General features: G+C 43.2%; 18 protein-coding genes. All 18 read left to right on the top strand.

Translation table 11 applies throughout. The features are described from left to right. Positions 1–68: 68 nt before the first annotated feature. The 18 genes from H580_RS25560 to H580_RS0115335 all read left to right on the top strand — a co-directional run bounded on the left by H580_RS25560 (position 69) and on the right by H580_RS0115335 (position 16,061). Positions 69–1,394 carry a flagellar hook-length control protein FliK gene (locus H580_RS25560; RefSeq protein ID WP_028595574.1) on the top strand — a complete coding sequence of 442 codons (1,326 nt, stop codon included), beginning with the start codon at positions 69–71 and terminating at the stop codon, positions 1,392–1,394. A gap of 41 nt (positions 1,395–1,435) precedes the next feature. Beyond that, positions 1,436–1,957, top strand: coding sequence for a flagellar hook capping FlgD N-terminal domain-containing protein (locus H580_RS24455; RefSeq protein WP_051217489.1), 522 nt, complete (start codon positions 1,436–1,438; stop codon positions 1,955–1,957). After that, entirely contained in the window at positions 1,954–2,346 is a 393-nt protein-coding gene (locus tag H580_RS0115410; protein WP_028595573.1) for a TIGR02530 family flagellar biosynthesis protein, read from the top strand. Before H580_RS24455 ends, H580_RS0115410 begins: the two co-directional genes overlap by 4 nt. 94 nt (positions 2,347–2,440) lie before the next feature. Beyond that, positions 2,441–3,259, top strand: a complete 819-nt coding sequence (gene flgG, locus H580_RS0115405; protein WP_028595572.1) for a flagellar basal body rod protein FlgG — start codon at positions 2,441–2,443, stop codon at positions 3,257–3,259. Positions 3,260–3,349: 90 nt separating this feature from the next. After that, a complete protein-coding gene (locus H580_RS0115400) occupies positions 3,350–3,574 on the top strand; it encodes a flagellar FlbD family protein (protein WP_028595571.1) in 225 nt (74 codons plus the stop codon). Continuing rightward, positions 3,571–4,026 (top strand): flagellar basal body-associated FliL family protein, encoded by a 456-nt coding sequence (locus tag H580_RS0115395; protein ID WP_028595570.1) that lies wholly within the window; start codon positions 3,571–3,573, stop codon positions 4,024–4,026. The genes H580_RS0115400 and H580_RS0115395 overlap by 4 nt, the downstream gene beginning before the upstream one ends. A gap of 61 nt (positions 4,027–4,087) precedes the next feature. Beyond that, a complete protein-coding gene (fliM, locus tag H580_RS0115390; RefSeq protein WP_028595569.1) occupies positions 4,088–5,086 on the top strand; it encodes a flagellar motor switch protein FliM in 999 nt (332 codons plus the stop codon). Further along, entirely contained in the window at positions 5,076–6,350 is a 1,275-nt protein-coding gene (gene fliY, locus H580_RS0115385) for a flagellar motor switch phosphatase FliY (RefSeq protein WP_028595568.1), read from the top strand. The genes fliM and fliY overlap by 11 nt, the downstream gene beginning before the upstream one ends. Positions 6,351–6,379: 29 nt before the next feature. Beyond that, a complete protein-coding gene (locus H580_RS0115380) occupies positions 6,380–6,742 on the top strand; it encodes a response regulator (protein ID WP_028595567.1) in 363 nt (120 codons plus the stop codon). A 4-nt stretch (positions 6,743–6,746) separates the two neighbouring features. Beyond that, a complete protein-coding gene (locus H580_RS24450) occupies positions 6,747–7,298 on the top strand; it encodes a flagellar biosynthetic protein FliO (RefSeq protein WP_051217488.1) in 552 nt (183 codons plus the stop codon). Further along, entirely contained in the window at positions 7,295–8,050 is a 756-nt protein-coding gene (fliP, locus tag H580_RS0115370; protein ID WP_028595566.1) for a flagellar type III secretion system pore protein FliP, read from the top strand. Before H580_RS24450 ends, fliP begins: the two co-directional genes overlap by 4 nt. Positions 8,051–8,122: 72 nt before the next feature. Beyond that, the gene (fliQ, locus tag H580_RS0115365) at positions 8,123–8,392 is read left to right on the top strand and encodes a flagellar biosynthesis protein FliQ (RefSeq protein WP_028595565.1); all 270 of its coding nucleotides are present in this window, start codon (positions 8,123–8,125) and stop codon (positions 8,390–8,392) included. Between the two features lie 11 nt (positions 8,393–8,403). Next, positions 8,404–9,198, top strand: a complete 795-nt coding sequence (gene fliR, locus H580_RS0115360; RefSeq protein WP_028595564.1) for a flagellar biosynthetic protein FliR — start codon at positions 8,404–8,406, stop codon at positions 9,196–9,198. An 8-nt stretch (positions 9,199–9,206) separates the two neighbouring features. After that, on the top strand, positions 9,207–10,301 hold the full coding sequence (gene flhB / locus H580_RS0115355; protein WP_051217540.1) for a flagellar biosynthesis protein FlhB: 1,095 nt from the start codon (positions 9,207–9,209) through the stop codon (positions 10,299–10,301). Between the two features lie 26 nt (positions 10,302–10,327). Further along, positions 10,328–12,361, top strand: a complete 2,034-nt coding sequence (gene flhA / locus H580_RS0115350) for a flagellar biosynthesis protein FlhA (RefSeq protein ID WP_028595562.1) — start codon at positions 10,328–10,330, stop codon at positions 12,359–12,361. Continuing rightward, the gene (gene flhF, locus H580_RS0115345; RefSeq protein ID WP_028595561.1) at positions 12,358–13,665 is read left to right on the top strand and encodes a flagellar biosynthesis GTPase FlhF; all 1,308 of its coding nucleotides are present in this window, start codon (positions 12,358–12,360) and stop codon (positions 13,663–13,665) included. Before flhA ends, flhF begins: the two co-directional genes overlap by 4 nt. Beyond that, positions 13,665–14,570, top strand: coding sequence for a MinD/ParA family protein (locus H580_RS0115340; RefSeq protein WP_028595560.1), 906 nt, complete (start codon positions 13,665–13,667; stop codon positions 14,568–14,570). The genes flhF and H580_RS0115340 overlap by 1 nt, the downstream gene beginning before the upstream one ends. Positions 14,571–14,660: 90 nt before the next feature. Then, the gene (locus H580_RS0115335) at positions 14,661–16,061 is read left to right on the top strand and encodes a protein-glutamate methylesterase/protein-glutamine glutaminase (protein WP_051217487.1); all 1,401 of its coding nucleotides are present in this window, start codon (positions 14,661–14,663) and stop codon (positions 16,059–16,061) included. The last annotated feature ends 13 nt before the right edge of the window (positions 16,062–16,074 follow it).

The following is a 16,074-nucleotide window of genomic DNA, read 5'->3' as shown; positions in this document are numbered from 1 at the left end:
AAATTGATAGTGCGCAAATAGTAAACGGTATGATGAGCTAGATAATAATTTAAGAAAGGAGGTGAACAATGATGACAATGAACGTATCAAGTGTTTCTGCAACAAGTGCAGCTTCCTCAGTAGCTGGAAATAGCGCTGCTACTACGAGTGGTGTGTCACCAGTTGATGGAGCGGCGTTTAGCAGCTCGCTAGCACAATTGATGAATGGTTCTTCGACAGCAGCTTCTCAAACAGGGCTTGCATATCCTCTGCCATTACTGGCGGATGCTTCTCTAGTAGAAGGTAACGAGCAACTAGCTCTTATCGAGCAATTGCTCGTTCAACTAGAAACTGCTCTTAAAGAAGCGGAACAACAGATCGAACAGGATCCAGGGTTGTTTGATGCATTACAGCAGTGGATCGTACAAGCTCAAAGCTTACTAACTCAACAAGAAGGGCAGTCCTTATCTGCTGAACAGCAAGCAGCAATTCAAGCATTAATGAACCAACCGCAAACCGTTAGTATTGTTGCACTTGATCAGTTCGATCAATTCGCCCAGTACGCGCGTGTGGCGACGAATCAGACAACTGCTGATACAGCTGCTATAAAGGTAGACGATATGCTGCAGCATCTAAAACAACTCGGTGAAGTGCTAATGAAACATCAGCAAGCGAATCCGAATCAGACAGCACTTGCGAATGTACTGGCTCAAGTAACGGATATGAACACGGTGGCGGCAGAAACATTGCGCCAATCAATTTCTGCTACAGCTCACCAAGAGCAGGGCGTTGGCAAGAGCGGTGAAATGATGGCGACAGCAATGAGTGGTGATGGGTCAGAAGTCCCGACTCAACAAATGACAGTCAGTCAGTTTGCTCTTAGAGCAGAAGGGATGGCATCAGCCAAACCGATACCGCAAGTGCCAATTCAGCAATTTGCACATAACATGGGCGAAATGTTGATCAAACAAATGTCTATCCGTCATTTTAACGGTACTTCAGAGGCGAAAATTCGACTCTATCCGGAGCATTTGGGACAAGTAGATATCAAGATTACGATGCAGAATGGTCAATTAATAGCTCAATTCTTTACCGAACATGCTGGGGCGAAAGAGATGATTGACCAACAACTTGCTTCTTTACGTGGTGCACTGCAAGCTTCAGGTATCCAAGTAGACAAGCTAGAGGTAAGCCAGCATTCAACTGCTGAAGCTTCTGCAATGGCATCTTCGATGTTCCAAGGAGATCGCCAATCCCATTCGAGTAAAGAGCAGCATTCATCTTCTAACCGCTCTTCATCTAAGGTGGATACTGTAGAGTTGGATGGGAATGAGATCGAAGGATTGGATTCGGAAGAACAGGTGAATCGTGCATCTTCTAGCTTAACTGGTTCTTCCTTTGATGCTAGTGCATAAGTACGGCTTTCAGGGACTACAAGCGGTAAGGAGGTGTACAAATGGCGAGTGTCAATGCAGGTGTAAACAATCATTTAATGTGGCCTAACTACCATCAAGATAATCTGAAGCTGGTTAAGCCCTATGATGGCAATCAATTGGGTAAAGATGACTTCTTGAAAATTTTGATGACGCAATTGCAGAATCAAGATCCAACGCAGCCGCTGCAAGATAAAGAGTTTATCGCACAAATGGCGCAATTCACGTCGGTAGAGCAGTTAACATCGATCAATCAACAATTGAGTACGTTGCAGCAAGCGTTCGGCATGTCTTCGAATCTTATCGGCAAGCAAATTACTTGGACATCTGGTGGAGAAATGGGCACAGATGGTAACCCAGGTGAAACGACGCTGAAATCCGGAGTTGTTGATTCTATCATTGTTCGCAATGGCTTGACTTATGCGAAGGTTGGAGACGTAGAAGTTGATATGACGCTTATTACGGAGATTCGAAATGCGAATGATGGAAGTGCTAGTAATCCGTCAACATCCAATGCCGAGAAGGAAACGGATGTGAGCGCATGAGAATGAATATTCCAATTGGGGTGATTGGACAATCACCTCCCATACATCAAACAGCTAAAACGTCGACAAAGGCAGCATCCGTACAGGGGAATGCAACCTTTCAACAGATGCTGGACCGGGAAATTTCACGTGCGGGTGAGCTTCGTTTTAGTCATCATGCAGAGCAGCGCATGAAAGAGCGTGGATTGAAATTGACGCCTGAGTTGATGGACAAGCTGAACAAGGCCATTGTTGAAGTAGAGGCGAAAGGTTCAAGACAATCTCTGCTCCTTGCTGATAACGCGGCTTATATTGTTAATGTACCTTCTCGAACGGTAATTACAGCTTTAGCGGATCCTCACAAACAAGGTCATGTATTTACTGCGATAGATAGTACTGTATTTATTTAATTACATGATGTTAGGCCGGACCATTTGGGGGCCTTTTATCCACTGACCGACTGAAGTGGACACAAATGCAAGTTTAATTAAGGAGGATACAACGATGATTCGTTCTATGTATTCAGGTGTTTCGGGTATGCGAGGCTTCCAAACGAAACTTGATGTCATTGGTAACAATATTTCCAATGTAAATACAGCTGGCTTCAAAAAAGGTCGCGTTATGTTTAAAGATATTATGAGTCAGACGATGTCAGGTGTTACTGCTCCAGGTGACGGCCGAGGCGGCGTAAACGCGATGCAGGTAGGTCTTGGTGTTTCAATCTCTGCTATTGATACAGTTCACACTGGTGGTAGTGCACAAACAACGAACCGCCCCTTAGATCTTCGTATTGATGGTGATGGATTCTTTGCAGTTAAATTGAATGAAGAGCAAGAAGTTCCATTTTTGACACGTGCTGGAGATTTCCATATGGATGCGGACCGTCAATTGGTTACAGCTGACGGACTACTCGTATCCAGTTTGGATGGTGGGCCGATTGTGCTGGATGAAGAGGTTACACAATTCACGATTTCACAAACAGGTCAAATTATAGCGAAGATGTCAGATGGTACTACAGAGGCGCTTGATGTGCAAATCGGTATGGTTAAAGTAGTTAACCCAGAAGGATTAGAGAAGCTCGGCGGTAACTTGTATCGTACAACACCGAATGCTGCGCCTGATGGTGAACTTGAAATCGTAGCTGCTGGTGATCCTGTTGCCGGAACAGGCGCTATTATTTCCGGTCAATTGGAAATGTCAAACGTTGATCTAACAGAAGAGTTTACAGAAATGATCGTTGCTCAGCGTGGTTTCCAAGCAAACTCTCGTATCATTACAACTTCTGATGAAGTTCTTCAAGAAGTAGTTAACCTCAAACGTTAATTATTGATTGTTTAGTAATGATGTAAGCTTTATCTCGGTCGCCCATTATGGGTGACCGAGCCAACAGAGGCGAAAAGGAGGGATTCGGACATGATTAAAGTAACCAAGCTAAACGGTTCAACGGTATGGATTAATGCGGTACATATCGAATCAGTTGAAGAAACACCGGATACGTACATAACCCTTTTTAACGGCAAGAAAATTATTGTCTTAGAAAAAGCTCCTGAAGTCATTCGTCTTATCACTGAGTATGTTCAAACAGTAGGCGCTATTTCCGCCACGATCAAGCTGCAGTCAACGGAGGGACAGTCATGAAACGAATGTTGCCATGGATGATTACCATGCTGCTAGCAATTACGTTGGTAGCTCTGGTAATAATAATGGTCATGAACTCTATGAACGGGAATTCTGAAGGAAATGGTGAGTCATCAGCGGTAGTGCGGTTGTCAGCAGATGAAATTGTTGAGATGACATCTGAACTTAAAGACATTAAGACAAACTTAGCTGGTCGCGATACGATTGTTGCGATAGACTTTGCTTTCCAGCTGGATTCTAAGAAGACAAAAGAAGAGTTTGAGAAAATTAAAGAGCTTATTATTAAGCCAGAAGTATTGAAAACATTAGCTGATACGAAGCCAGAGGACTTAGAAGGTACAAAGGGTAAAGACCAATTATCTGCTAAATTGCTGGATTTAATCAACAAAAAGATTCCTGAAGGAAAAGTAATTCAAGTAGACATTACGAATTTCATCATGCAACGTATTTAGTACTAGCATCAAGCATCAATGATAGATTGATGCGGCTGATTCCTGTAAGGGGGTGAAACGATTGGTTGACGTTTTATCGCAGAATGAGATCGACGCTCTTCTAGCGGCACTATCTTCCGGCGAAATGGATGCGGAAGAACTTAAAAAAGAAGAAACGCAACGCAAGATCCGTTCTTACGATTTCAAGCGGGCCGTTCGTTTTTCAAAAGATCACATAAGGACGTTAACACGTATTCACGAAAATTTTGCAAGGTATTTGACAACGTATTTCTCAGCACAGCTGCGTACATTTGTTCAAATCAATGTCGTGCAGGTTGAGCAGCTTCCTTATGATGAGTTTATCCGCTCCATACCGAAAATGACAATTTTGAACATCTTTGAGGCTGAGCCTCTCAAAGGAAGAATGGTGCTTGAAGTGAACCCGAATGTCGCTTTGGCGATGTTGGATCGCCTATTAGGCGGCGCTGGTATTGCTCCAAGTAAAATCCAAGGTTTGACTGAGATCGAGACTACAGTTTTGGAGCGGGTGTTCAGTCGAGCTTTTGATAGTCTTCATGAGGCATGGAAGACCGTATTGGATATTCGTCCGCGTTTGGAAAGCTTGGAGACAAATCCGCAGTTTATGCAGATTGTTTCGCCAAATGAAACGATCGCATTGATATCTTTAAGCACCAAAATCGGTGATACGACAGGTATGATCAATCTATGTATTCCACATGTGGTCATTGAACCAATTATGCCTAAACTATCTGTCCATCACTGGTTCGTATCTGAGAAAAAGATGAGCGAACCCATCGAAGTTGAGAAGCTTCGTCAGCGTGTTACCAAAGCAGAGCTGCCAATTGTTACTGAACTAGGGCAATCTCATATTACGGTTAATGAGCTGATGCAGCTGACTATAGGTGATGTCCTGCCACTTCAGAAAAAAGTCAATGAAGGGCTGGGAGTGTTCGTTGGGGAGCGCCTGAAATATATCGCTACACCAGGCAACGTAAAGGATCGTTTGGCGGTTCAAATCGTTGATGTAATAGAGGGGGAAGTGGAAGAGGATGACGAGTAAAGAATATTTGTCACAGGAAGAAATCGACGCTCTATTGAACAAGAGTGATGACCAGTCGTCGTCGAATCCGGATTCTTTAGTTAATCAATATTTAACAGAATTGGAAATTGACGCACTAGGTGAAATTGGAAACATCACGTTCGGCAGTGCTGCCACTGCCCTATCAACCTTGCTTGGTCGTAAAGTTGATATTACAACTCCTCGCTTGAAGCTGATAGAGAAAGAGAATTTGGAACAAGAATTTCCAAGGCCGCACGTAGCTGTACATGTACACTATGTGGATGGCTTCGAAGGCATCAATTCACTCGTCATTAAGACGTCCGATGCGCAGGTAATTGCTGATCTCATGCTTGGTGGTGACGGCAAAAATGTTGCTGATGAATTGAATGAAATTCATATTAGTGCGGTACAAGAAGCGATGAATCAAATGATGGGTTCTTCCGCTACATCGATGTCAACTATCTTTAATCGACTAGTTAATATTTCTCCTCCAGGAATAGGCATTTTGAATGCTGAGAGTGGAGAGGGCATTGACATTTTGCCACCTGAGAACACGTTGATTAAAGTGTCATTCCGACTTATGATCGGTGACTTAATTGACTCTACCATTATGCAAATATTGACAATTCCGTTTGCTAAAGAAATGGTAGCACGCTTATTGAATACATCTGAGATGGATGTACCACAGGTGGAGGAGCAACCGGCTCCACAAGCACAGAACCATTCAACGTCTGCACCTTCGGCAGATTTTGGTATGGGTTCTGCGGTTACGCCGCCAATGCAGCCGGATGGAGGAGGATATGCAATGAATCAAATGCCTTATCCAACTGATCCAAATCAACACATGCATATGCAGCAGCCAATGAATATGCCTATGGGACAAGCCCCACAAGGTAACCCATACGGAGCACCTGGGTCGTTTGGAATGGCTCCGAATCGTCAAGTAAATGTACAGCCTGTGCAATTCGCGAATCTGCAAGCAGCACCCTATCAAATGGGTGATGATTCCAACTTGAATTTATTGTTGGACATCCCCTTGCGAGTCACAGTAGAATTAGGTAGGACACACAAACAAATCAAAGATATTTTAGAGCTCTCTCAAGGTTCGATTATTGAACTGGACAAATTGGCAGGGGAGCCTGTTGACATTTTGGTCAACAACAAATTAATTGCCAAAGGGGAAGTCGTAGTAATCGACGAGAACTTTGGTGTGCGGGTAACAGATATTATTAATCAATGGGACCGCATTCAGAAACTTCAATAATAAAGATAAGTTAGGGAGGAAACCCAACGATGGCTAACCGTATTTTAATCGTGGACGACGCTGCTTTTATGAGAATGATGATTCGAGATATTTTAACCAAGAATGGTTATGATGTCGTAGGAGAAGCCGCGGACGGTGCTCAAGCGATTGAAAAATATAAAGAGCATAAGCCAGATCTCATCACTATGGACATTACGATGCCAGAGATGGACGGTATTACAGCACTAAAAGAAATCCGCAAAATGGATCCAAGTGCAAAAGTTATTATGTGTTCTGCTATGGGACAACAAGCAATGGTTATCGATGCAATTCAAGCTGGAGCTAAAGATTTCATCGTGAAACCGTTCCAAGCAGACCGTGTAATTGAAGCTATTAAGAAAACGTTAAGCTAAACCTATGTTTCTACAAGCGCAACCACCTGTTACACCCGATTTTGGAACTCATACGTCTAGTGTATTGACCGTACTGATGTCATTAGGATTGATCATTGTACTTATCGTTCTATTTATCAAAATACTTAGTCGAAAAAGCCGAATGTGGCAAATGAATCAGAACATTCGCACACTAGGCGGAACGGGTTTGGGACAGAACAAATCGTTGCAAATCGTAGAAGTTGGAGGCGTCATTTATGTGCTTGGCGTTGGGGATGACATCACCGTTATTGACAAGATCAGCGATGAGGAGCAAGTAGCAGTTTGGCTTGCTTCCTTCCAACAACAACAAGCACCGTCAGGAGTAAGCTTGCCTCCTACCCTCGTGGAGTGGTGGAATAAACGACGTGGTAACACATCGGCATCTCATTCAAATGCATTGAACATGGAAAATGAGTCGACCACCACTTTTCATGAGATGTTTCAATCGAAACTGGAGCAGCTTCCTGACCGTGATGCTCGTATGAAACGATTGTTGCAAGACGATACCAATGAAGATCGGCAGATGGACCCATGAAAAAGAAATACATGTTGGCTTTGATGGCAGCAGCAGCATTATTCGCTCTATCAGCTTCCGTGGGCTCCGCGGCTCCTATATTGCCGGATATTGATATCAAGGTTGGAGGCGGAGAAGGACAACCAGGTGTAACCTCATTGTCCCTCGTTCTGCTGATTACGATATTAAGCTTGGCTCCTGCCATTTTGATTCTGATGACTTCGTTTACTCGAATTGTCATCGTGCTAGGATTCGTGAGAACGTCTCTTGGAACCCAACAGATGCCTCCGAACCAAGTGTTGATCGGACTGGCTCTATTTATGACTTTGTTTGTGATGTCTCCCACACTTGGTGAAATCAACCAAGCTGCTCTTCAGCCATACTTGAAGGGTGAGCTGAATCAGAATCAAGCCTTGACCAAAGCGGCTGAACCGATGAAGAAATTTATGTTCAAGCAAACGCGTGAGAAGGACTTGCTTTTATTTATGAAATATACGAAAACCGAGAAGCCGAAGACGTATCAAGACATTCCGCTCTCCGTACTCGTACCTGCTTATGCAATAAGTGAATTAAAGACCGCATTTCAAATGGGTTTCATGATATTTATTCCGTTTCTCGTCATTGACATGATTGTGGCTAGTACGTTGATGGCGATGGGAATGATGATGTTGCCGCCAGTAATGATATCTTTGCCTTTCAAAATACTATTGTTCATACTTGTTGATGGCTGGCACTTAGTTGTGAAGTCGTTACTTATTAGCTTCAATACGTGACAATTTGTCACCTATTCTAGAGCAGGGTATAGGACGAACGTATGGGAATAAGAAAATGAAAGGGAGAGTATCATGAGTGCAGAATTTATAATCGGTCTAGCGGGGCAATCGGTGCTGGCTGTACTACAGGTCAGCGCTCCGATGCTCATCGTAGCTCTCGTTGTAGGATTAATCATTAGTATTTTTCAAGCGACAACTCAAATTCAAGAACAGACGCTTGCATTTGTGCCAAAGATTGTTGCTGTATTTATTGTTATCCTCATTTTTGGACCGTGGCTATTAACGACAATGGTTGATTTTACGTATTCTATTTTAAATAATTTGCATCAATATATTGGTTAGGCTGTGGAACCATGGACATGTTAGCTCAGGCGTTCCCTGTTTTTTTGCTCATACTGTGTCGAATTACAGCTTTCTTTGTCGCTGCGCCTGTCTTTTCTTCCCGAGGTGTGCCGAATCATTTTAAAGTCGGGCTCGCTGTTAGTATAAGCCTAATTGCCTATCTACTATTTGGGTTAGGAATATCAGTGCCGATGGACGGAGTATATGTGACCTACATCATTCGTGAGATTATGATAGGTTTGCTGATTGGATTCGTTGCGCAGTTGTTTTTTACAATCGTTCAAATTACTGGTTCCTTCGTGGATATGCAAATTGGATTCGGTATCGCGAACGTCGTTGACCCACTTACGGGGATGAGTTCCCCTATCACTGGTAACTTCAAATACATATTTATGATTTTGTTGTTCTTAGGAATGAATGGTCATCATTATTTGATAGATGCCATTATGAAAAGTTATCAGTGGCTTCCTATCGATAGCAACTCTTTTTTTGGCCAAATTCAAAATGGGAACATTATGAATTTCGTAGTTATTACATTTGTTCAGGCGTTTATTATCGCGTTACAAATTGCAGCACCATTGATTGTTTCCATGTTTCTCGCGGATGTAGCCCTCGGCTTTCTTGCGAAAACAGCGCCGCAGTTTAATATTTTCGTCATCGGCATACCTTTAAAAATTATTTTAGGTCTTGTCGTACTGCTGCTCACGATGCCAAGCATGGTATACGTGATGGAGCATTTATTCAGTAAAATGTTTCAGGCATTGGACGAGTTACTACGATTATTTGCTAAGGGGGGAGCTTCGTAGTGGACACGATACCACATCGTTATTCACTCAAGCTGGACCTCCAGCTATTCTCGCAAGAGAAAACGGAGAAGGCAACACCGAAGAAACGTCAAGAATCACGTGATAAAGGACAAGTAGCTAAAAGTATGGATTTGTCCGGTTCCGTCATATTATTGGCGACCTTTTTCTGCCTAATGATGTTGGGCGGGTTTATGCAGGAACGTATTATCGCTCTATTTGGGGACACGTTTCAACATCGATTGAATATGGAGTTAAGCGTTGCGAATGTAGTAGATTATTTCAATAATTTATTTATTCAATTCCTTATCGTAATGGCTCCCATATTTTTAGTCGTTGTTGTAATGGGATTGTTAATCAATTACATGCAGATTGGCTTCTTATTAACAGGTGAGCCTCTTAAAATGCAATTCAGTAAGATTGATCCTATAAAAGGATTCAAAAATATTTTCGCGATACGAGCATTAGTTGAGTTTCTTAAATCTATTATTAAATTGGTTGTTATCGGAGTTATTGTTTACTTGTCTTTATGGGGAGAGCGAGATCGTATTTTAGAGCTCAACCATATGCCTGTAGAGAATATGCTGACATATGCAGCACAATTGACAGTTGATTTAGGCATACAGATAGGAATAGCACTTTCTATACTATCTATTTTCGATTATATGTATCAGCGATATGAATTCGAGAAAAGCATCCGAATGTCCAAGCAGGATATCAAGGATGAGTTTAAAAAGATGGAAGGCGACCCACAAATTAAAGGCAAGATCAAAGAGCGCCAGCGTCGAATGGCACTTATGCGGATGATGCAGGAAGTGCCGAATGCAGATGTCGTGATCACGAACCCTACGCACTTTGCAATTGCGCTTAAGTATGAGGGAGGTTCCATGGAAGCTCCTCAAGTTATCGCAAAGGGTCAAGATTATGTCGCTCTGCGCATAAAAGATATTGCTAAAGAACATGGTGTTGCCATGATCGAGAACAGACCATTGGCACGTGCATTACATGAACGAACTGAAATTGGTGATGCCGTTCCAGCAGACTTGTTCCAAGCGGTCGCAGAAGTATTAGCCTATGTATATAAGCTCAAAGGTACATCTAAATGAGCAGGCATGGATGGAGGTAACAATTCGTGAAAGCGAGAGACTTAACCGTCTTACTTGGTGTTATTGGCATCGTGCTGATGATGGTTCTCCCTATACCAACGCTATTATTGGACATTTTACTTGTCATTAACATAGCGATAGCGCTCATGATTCTGCTCATAGCTATGAATACGAAGGAAGCATTAGAATTTTCTATATTCCCAGCGTTGCTCTTGATTACGACGTTGTTTCGCCTAGCATTGAACATTTCCACTACCAAGCAAATCCTTGGCACGGGACATGCCGGTGAAGTCGTACAAACATTTGGTCAGTGGATTACACAAGGTCAAGTAGCTGTTGGACTTATTGTGTTCCTCATTCTGGTCGTAGTTCAGTTCATCGTTATCACAAAAGGTTCTGAGCGCGTGGCTGAGGTTGCTGCACGCTTCACCCTCGATGCGATGCCTGGTAAGCAGATGGCTATTGATGCCGATCTCAATGCAGGACTGATTAACGAGCAGCAGGCGAAAGAGCGGCGTCAGAAAATTGAACGCGAAGCGGATTTTTATGGTGCTATGGATGGTGCCAGTAAATTCGTAAAAGGGGATGCGATCGCAGGTATCGTCATACTCATTATTAATCTCGTAGGCGGATTTATTATCGGTATGGCTTCAATGGGTATGAGTTTCTCTGAAGCAGCCGAGAAATTTTCTACGTTATCTATCGGTGACGGCTTAGTCAGCCAAATCCCTGCACTTCTTATTTCAACAGCAGCAGGTCTTATCGTTACAAGATCTGCATCCAAAGGAAACTTGGCAGATGAACTAAGTACTCAAATGTTCGCCTATCCGAAGTTGTTATACATTGTTGCAGGTACAATTGCTATGCTCGGAGCGTTCACACCGATTCCGATCATGTCGACATGGCCGTTTGCTATTTTGTTAGCATATGCAGGGTATCGAATGCAGCAGATGCTTGATCAAAAAGCAATTGCGGATGAACAGCTCGAAGAAGAGCAGGAGATCGAAGAGGTGCGCAGCCCGGAAAGTGTTATTAATCTATTACAAGTCGATCCAATTGAATTCGAGTTTGGATATGGCTTGATCCCGCTAGCTGATACACAACAAGGGGGAGATTTGCTGGATCGTATCATTATGATACGTAGACAGTGTGCCTTGGAACTAGGACTTGTAGTACCTGTAATTCGTATTCGAGACAATATTCAACTTAAGCCGAATGAGTATGTCATTAAAATCAAAGGTAATGTTGTTGCTCGTGGTGAGTTGTTGTTAAATCATTATTTGGCAATGAGCCCAGGATATGATGATGAGACAATTACTGGTATTGACACGGTGGAGCCTGCGTTTGGACTTCCGGCATTGTGGGTGGATGAAACGATGAAGGAACGAGCAGAAATGTCAGGGTACACAGTTGTTGATCCACCGTCAGTTGTAGCGACGCATTTGACCGAGATGGTTAAGAAGCATGCACATGAATTGCTAGGACGTCAAGAAACGAAGTCATTGATCGAAACGGTTAAAGAACAATATCCTGCAATTGTGGATGAGCTTATCCCGAACGTGCTTGGTGTTGGAGACATTCAAAAGGTGCTTGCTAAATTGCTGCGTGAAAAAATATCCATACGTGACCTCGTCACTATTTTTGAAACGTTGGCTGACTATGGTACCTACACAAAAGATGCTGATGTTTTGACTGAATATGTAAGACAGGCACTAGCTCGGCAAATTACACAGCAGTATTCAATCCCAGGAGAGACTCTCCATGTTATAACGGTTGGGCCAGCACTTGAACGTAAAATAGCTGAGAGTGTGCAGCAGAACGAAAATGGCACTTATCTTGCAATGGATCCTGGAACAACACAACAATTGTACCAGCGTTTCAATGAGCAAGTTGGCCGACTTGTGCAATCTGGTCATCAGCCAATTGTACTGGCTTCTCCATCTATTCGTATGTATCTCAGACAGCTCATGGAGAGAACGATGCAGGACATTCCAGTGTTGTCGTATAACGAGTTGGAGCCAAGCATCGAAATTCAAAGTGTCGGAGTGGTTAACGTATGAGGGTAAAGAAGTATATCGTCGAAACGATGCCCGAGGCAATGAGCCAAATTCGTCAAGAATTGGGGAAGGACGCAGTCATCGTCAGCACGAAAGAAATAAAGAGCGGAGGATTCCTTGGATTCTTTGCTAAACAAAAAATTGAGGTAACAGCAGCTGTTGATGAGCAGCCTGCATCGGTGCCTGCAAGGGAGATGGCGTCAGCAAGGCCTTCTGTACCATCTTCGGTAGCTCGCAATGCCTATGTGGGTCGGAATCAGGCGACTTCTTATCCATCAGAACGTGTCCAACAGAAACCTGCTCGACAAGATGAACTTCCAGTGAAAGAAGTGCAGAGCACTTCTTTCACACCTTCGGATCGTATAGGTCAACAGGAGGTAGCAGCTTCTTCTACTAGTTCAAAACCTTCCGTTTCTGCTGTTGTGAATGAAGCTTCAGAAGCTTCACTACAGCACGAGCTGCAGGAAATGAAAGCTATGGTCAAGTCTATGCTTCGTCACACAGAGCACGAACGTTGGCCTGATACGGTAAGGCAATTAGAGAAGTATTTGCTCGAACAAGGCGTTTTCTCAGAATACGCTTATGACTTGGCGAAGCAGTCGATGGATCGCTGCATCCAGCTTGGAATCAACGAACCGGATGTGGAAATGCTGAAGCGTGAAGCGAGTTCTGTACTGTCGGAACTGTTTATGCGAAATGTTAAAGAAGGAATTGCAGCCAACACCAGGGTCATTTATTTTGTGGGTCCTACTGGGGTAGGCAAGACAACGACGATTGCGAAGTTAGCTGCGGATCAAATGTTCCATCATAATCGTAAGGTTGGATTTGTTACATCGGATACGTATCGAATTGCAGCAGTCGAGCAATTAAGAACATATGCATCCATTCTAAATTCTCCATTAGAGGTTGTTACCTCTCCAAACGATTTGCAGCGTGCAATACTTGCGCTAGAAGATTGCAATTTAATATTGATGGATACGGCTGGACGCAATTATCGTAACGACATGTTTGTTAATGAGATGCGTTCGTTATTGAAGCCCTTGGAAGGTTCCGAGTCTGTGCTTGTTCTAAGCCTCACATCGAAATCGGATGACATGATGGCTATCGTGAAACAGTTCCAGGCTAACAAACTAGATCGCATCATCTTTACAAAGGCGGACGAAACCGTTACTTACGGTGCTTATGTTAATGTAGCGATGCGTACAAAAGTACCATTTAGCTATATCACATATGGACAAAATGTACCTGATGATATTCGTGCCTTCTCGCCTAGTGAAGCAGCAGAACAATTGTTAGGGGAGTTCTAATGATGAAAGATCAAGCGCAAGCTCTTCGGCATCTAGTGGCTCGTGCCTCTCAACTATCTGCTGAGCGAGAAGAGCGAGCAGTTGTATCACATCGACAAGCAAGAGTAATTGCCGTTACAAGTGGAAAAGGTGGGGTTGGGAAATCTAACTTTTCGTTAAATTTTTCAATAGCTTTGCAAGAAGCTGGCTACCGAACATTGCTATTCGATGCAGATATCGGTATGGCCAATATCGATGTACTTATAGGTAATCCTGCTTCTGCCAATTTATTTCATGTCATTAACGGTACAAAAAGCTTAGAAGACATCGTACAGATTGGTCCGAAAGGGATGCATTACATTTCTGGTGGTTCTGGCCTGCATGAATTGTTTAACTTGCCTGATAACAGTCTAGAGTCGTTCTTGGCTGAATTGGAAAGCTGGAATGAGCGCTATGATGTTATTTTGTTTGATACGGGTGCAGGATTAAGCAAAGAGAGTTTGAGATTCATTGCAGCTGCGGATGAAACGTTTGTTGTAACAACACCAGAGCCTACTGCGATTGCGGATGCTTACGCGCTTATCAAAGTGGTACATCGTATGGCTGAGCACACCTCATTCCGACTTATAGTAAACCGAGCGACGGACTGGGCTGAAGGAAGACAAACAGCAGATCGTATTTTAACGGTTGCTCGTCGATTTTTGTCGTTAGATATCGCGATTCTTGGTTATATTTTCGATGATATTCATGTCATGAAAGCAGTAAAGAAGCAAATACCTTACAGTGTGCTATTTCAAGATAGTTTAGCATCACAACAGATTAGGCAGCTTGCAAAGGCTTATATGAATAATAGTCAACAGCAGCAGGGCAGTGTTGTGAAACAAAAAGTAAGCAGTTGGTTAAAGAGATTTACAAGTTTTAAGTAGTCGAAATGGCTCGAAACATATTAAGATAATGATAGAACGAACTTGATTTAATTAGTTCGCTCAATCATACCATGACGGAGGAGAGTGGGAATGATGGCAACGAAGAAAATTCTTGTCGTGGACGATTCGCCCTTTATGCGAACAATCATTTCCGATCTTATCTTAGAAGATCCCGCTTTTGTAGTAGTTGGAACAGCCAGCAACGGTGTCGAGGCTGTAGAGCAGGTGAAGCAGCTGAATCCTGATGCTGTGACGATGGATGTTGAAATGCCAATTCGTAATGGAATTGATGCACTAAGGCAGATCATGTCTGAATGTCCGACCCCGACGATTATGCTGTCTGGCTTAACGGAGGAAGGGCGTCAAGAAACGTTGGCAGCCCTAGAGTATGGTGCTTTTGACTTCGTATGTAAGCCAAGCCCATCAGGAGGACTGCAAGATATTCATAAAGTAGGTATGATGCTACGTGAAAAGCTTCATGCAGCTATCGTATCAGATGTTAGACGCAAGCAATTAAACAGCATGGCTGAAGAGAGACGCATTTCCGAGCAACAGCGTTCAGAAAAGCCAAGTACTCCGCCATCCATTGGACAAGATGCTCGTCTGTTAAAGACGACAAGAAGCGAAGCTAGCATTGGGAACAACGTATCTGAGCGTCTAGATAGCAAACGATTGCGCCCGCATACTTCTAGTGAACTAGTCGATAAGCAGAAGAAAGAAGTACAATCCACTTCTAAGGATGATACTTCAATTTTAAGAAAGCAAACATCGTCTATTAGCAAACCATTGGATGAAACGGTTTCTATTCGAAAATTGCCTGATAAGAAGCGCTATGCGGTGGATCAGCACCGAGCACCTTCTGAACATCAAAGTTCCCGCTTCAACATGTCTAAGCGGATGTCTAACAACACGAATTATAGTCAACTTGTTGCCGTGGGGACATCAACCGGGGGACCAAGAGCTCTTAAGGAATTGTTGTCAAATCTGCCAGGGGACTTGCCAGCTCCTGTATTGATTGTCCAACATATGCCGCCTAACTTTACGCATTCTTTGGCTCAGCGACTTAATACTTACTCTGAATTGCATGTGAAAGAAGCTGAACAAGGAGATGTTCTGCAGTCGGGTTGGGCGTATTTGGCACCAGGTGGACAACATATGACCGTTGTTGCTCGACCGGATGGTACTCATGTAATTGAATTAAGCGTAACGGCGCCTCGTTCAGGGCATCGTCCTTCCGTTGATGTGTTGTTCGAATCTTTGCTTCCATTCGATGGATATGAACGTCATATCATCCTGCTTACAGGAATGGGGAATGACGGCGCCAGGTCGATGAATACGTTATACCAGAATGGTGTAACATCGACGTTTGCTGAAAGTGAGCAAAGTTGTATTGTTTACGGAATGCCGCGTTCTGCAATTGAGTTGAATTGTGTGACTCATGTGGTTCCTATACAAGATATGGCAAGACAACTCGTAAAAGCGATGAAATAGCGATTAATTTGCT

Source organism: Paenibacillus assamensis DSM 18201 (assembly GCF_000422445.1).
In the GTDB taxonomy this organism is placed as follows: Bacteria; Bacillota; Bacilli; order Paenibacillales; family Paenibacillaceae; genus Paenibacillus_B; species Paenibacillus_B assamensis.
The sequence above is the reverse complement of the archived record's forward strand: the minus strand, read 5'-3'. Positions and strand labels throughout refer to the sequence as shown.

Bases quoted from the DNA above. Each gene is read 5' to 3' on its own strand.
- H580_RS25560 (WP_028595574.1), top strand. From the start codon at position 69: ATGATGACAATGAACGTATCAAGTGTTTCTGCAACAAGTGCAGCTTCC.
- H580_RS24455 (WP_051217489.1), top strand. From the start codon at position 1,436: ATGGCGAGTGTCAATGCAGGTGTAAACAATCATTTAATGTGGCCTAAC.
- H580_RS0115410 (WP_028595573.1), top strand. From the start codon at position 1,954: ATGAGAATGAATATTCCAATTGGGGTGATTGGACAATCACCTCCCATA.
- flgG (WP_028595572.1), top strand. From the start codon at position 2,441: ATGATTCGTTCTATGTATTCAGGTGTTTCGGGTATGCGAGGCTTCCAA.
- H580_RS0115400 (WP_028595571.1), top strand. From the start codon at position 3,350: ATGATTAAAGTAACCAAGCTAAACGGTTCAACGGTATGGATTAATGCG.
- H580_RS0115395 (WP_028595570.1), top strand. From the start codon at position 3,571: ATGAAACGAATGTTGCCATGGATGATTACCATGCTGCTAGCAATTACG.
- fliY (WP_028595568.1), top strand. From the start codon at position 5,076: ATGACGAGTAAAGAATATTTGTCACAGGAAGAAATCGACGCTCTATTG.
- H580_RS0115380 (WP_028595567.1), top strand. From the start codon at position 6,380: ATGGCTAACCGTATTTTAATCGTGGACGACGCTGCTTTTATGAGAATG.
- H580_RS24450 (WP_051217488.1), top strand. From the start codon at position 6,747: ATGTTTCTACAAGCGCAACCACCTGTTACACCCGATTTTGGAACTCAT.
- fliP (WP_028595566.1), top strand. From the start codon at position 7,295: ATGAAAAAGAAATACATGTTGGCTTTGATGGCAGCAGCAGCATTATTC.
- fliQ (WP_028595565.1), top strand. From the start codon at position 8,123: ATGAGTGCAGAATTTATAATCGGTCTAGCGGGGCAATCGGTGCTGGCT.
- fliR (WP_028595564.1), top strand. From the start codon at position 8,404: ATGGACATGTTAGCTCAGGCGTTCCCTGTTTTTTTGCTCATACTGTGT.
- flhF (WP_028595561.1), top strand. From the start codon at position 12,358: ATGAGGGTAAAGAAGTATATCGTCGAAACGATGCCCGAGGCAATGAGC.
- H580_RS0115340 (WP_028595560.1), top strand. From the start codon at position 13,665: ATGATGAAAGATCAAGCGCAAGCTCTTCGGCATCTAGTGGCTCGTGCC.
- H580_RS0115335 (WP_051217487.1), top strand. From the start codon at position 14,661: ATGATGGCAACGAAGAAAATTCTTGTCGTGGACGATTCGCCCTTTATG.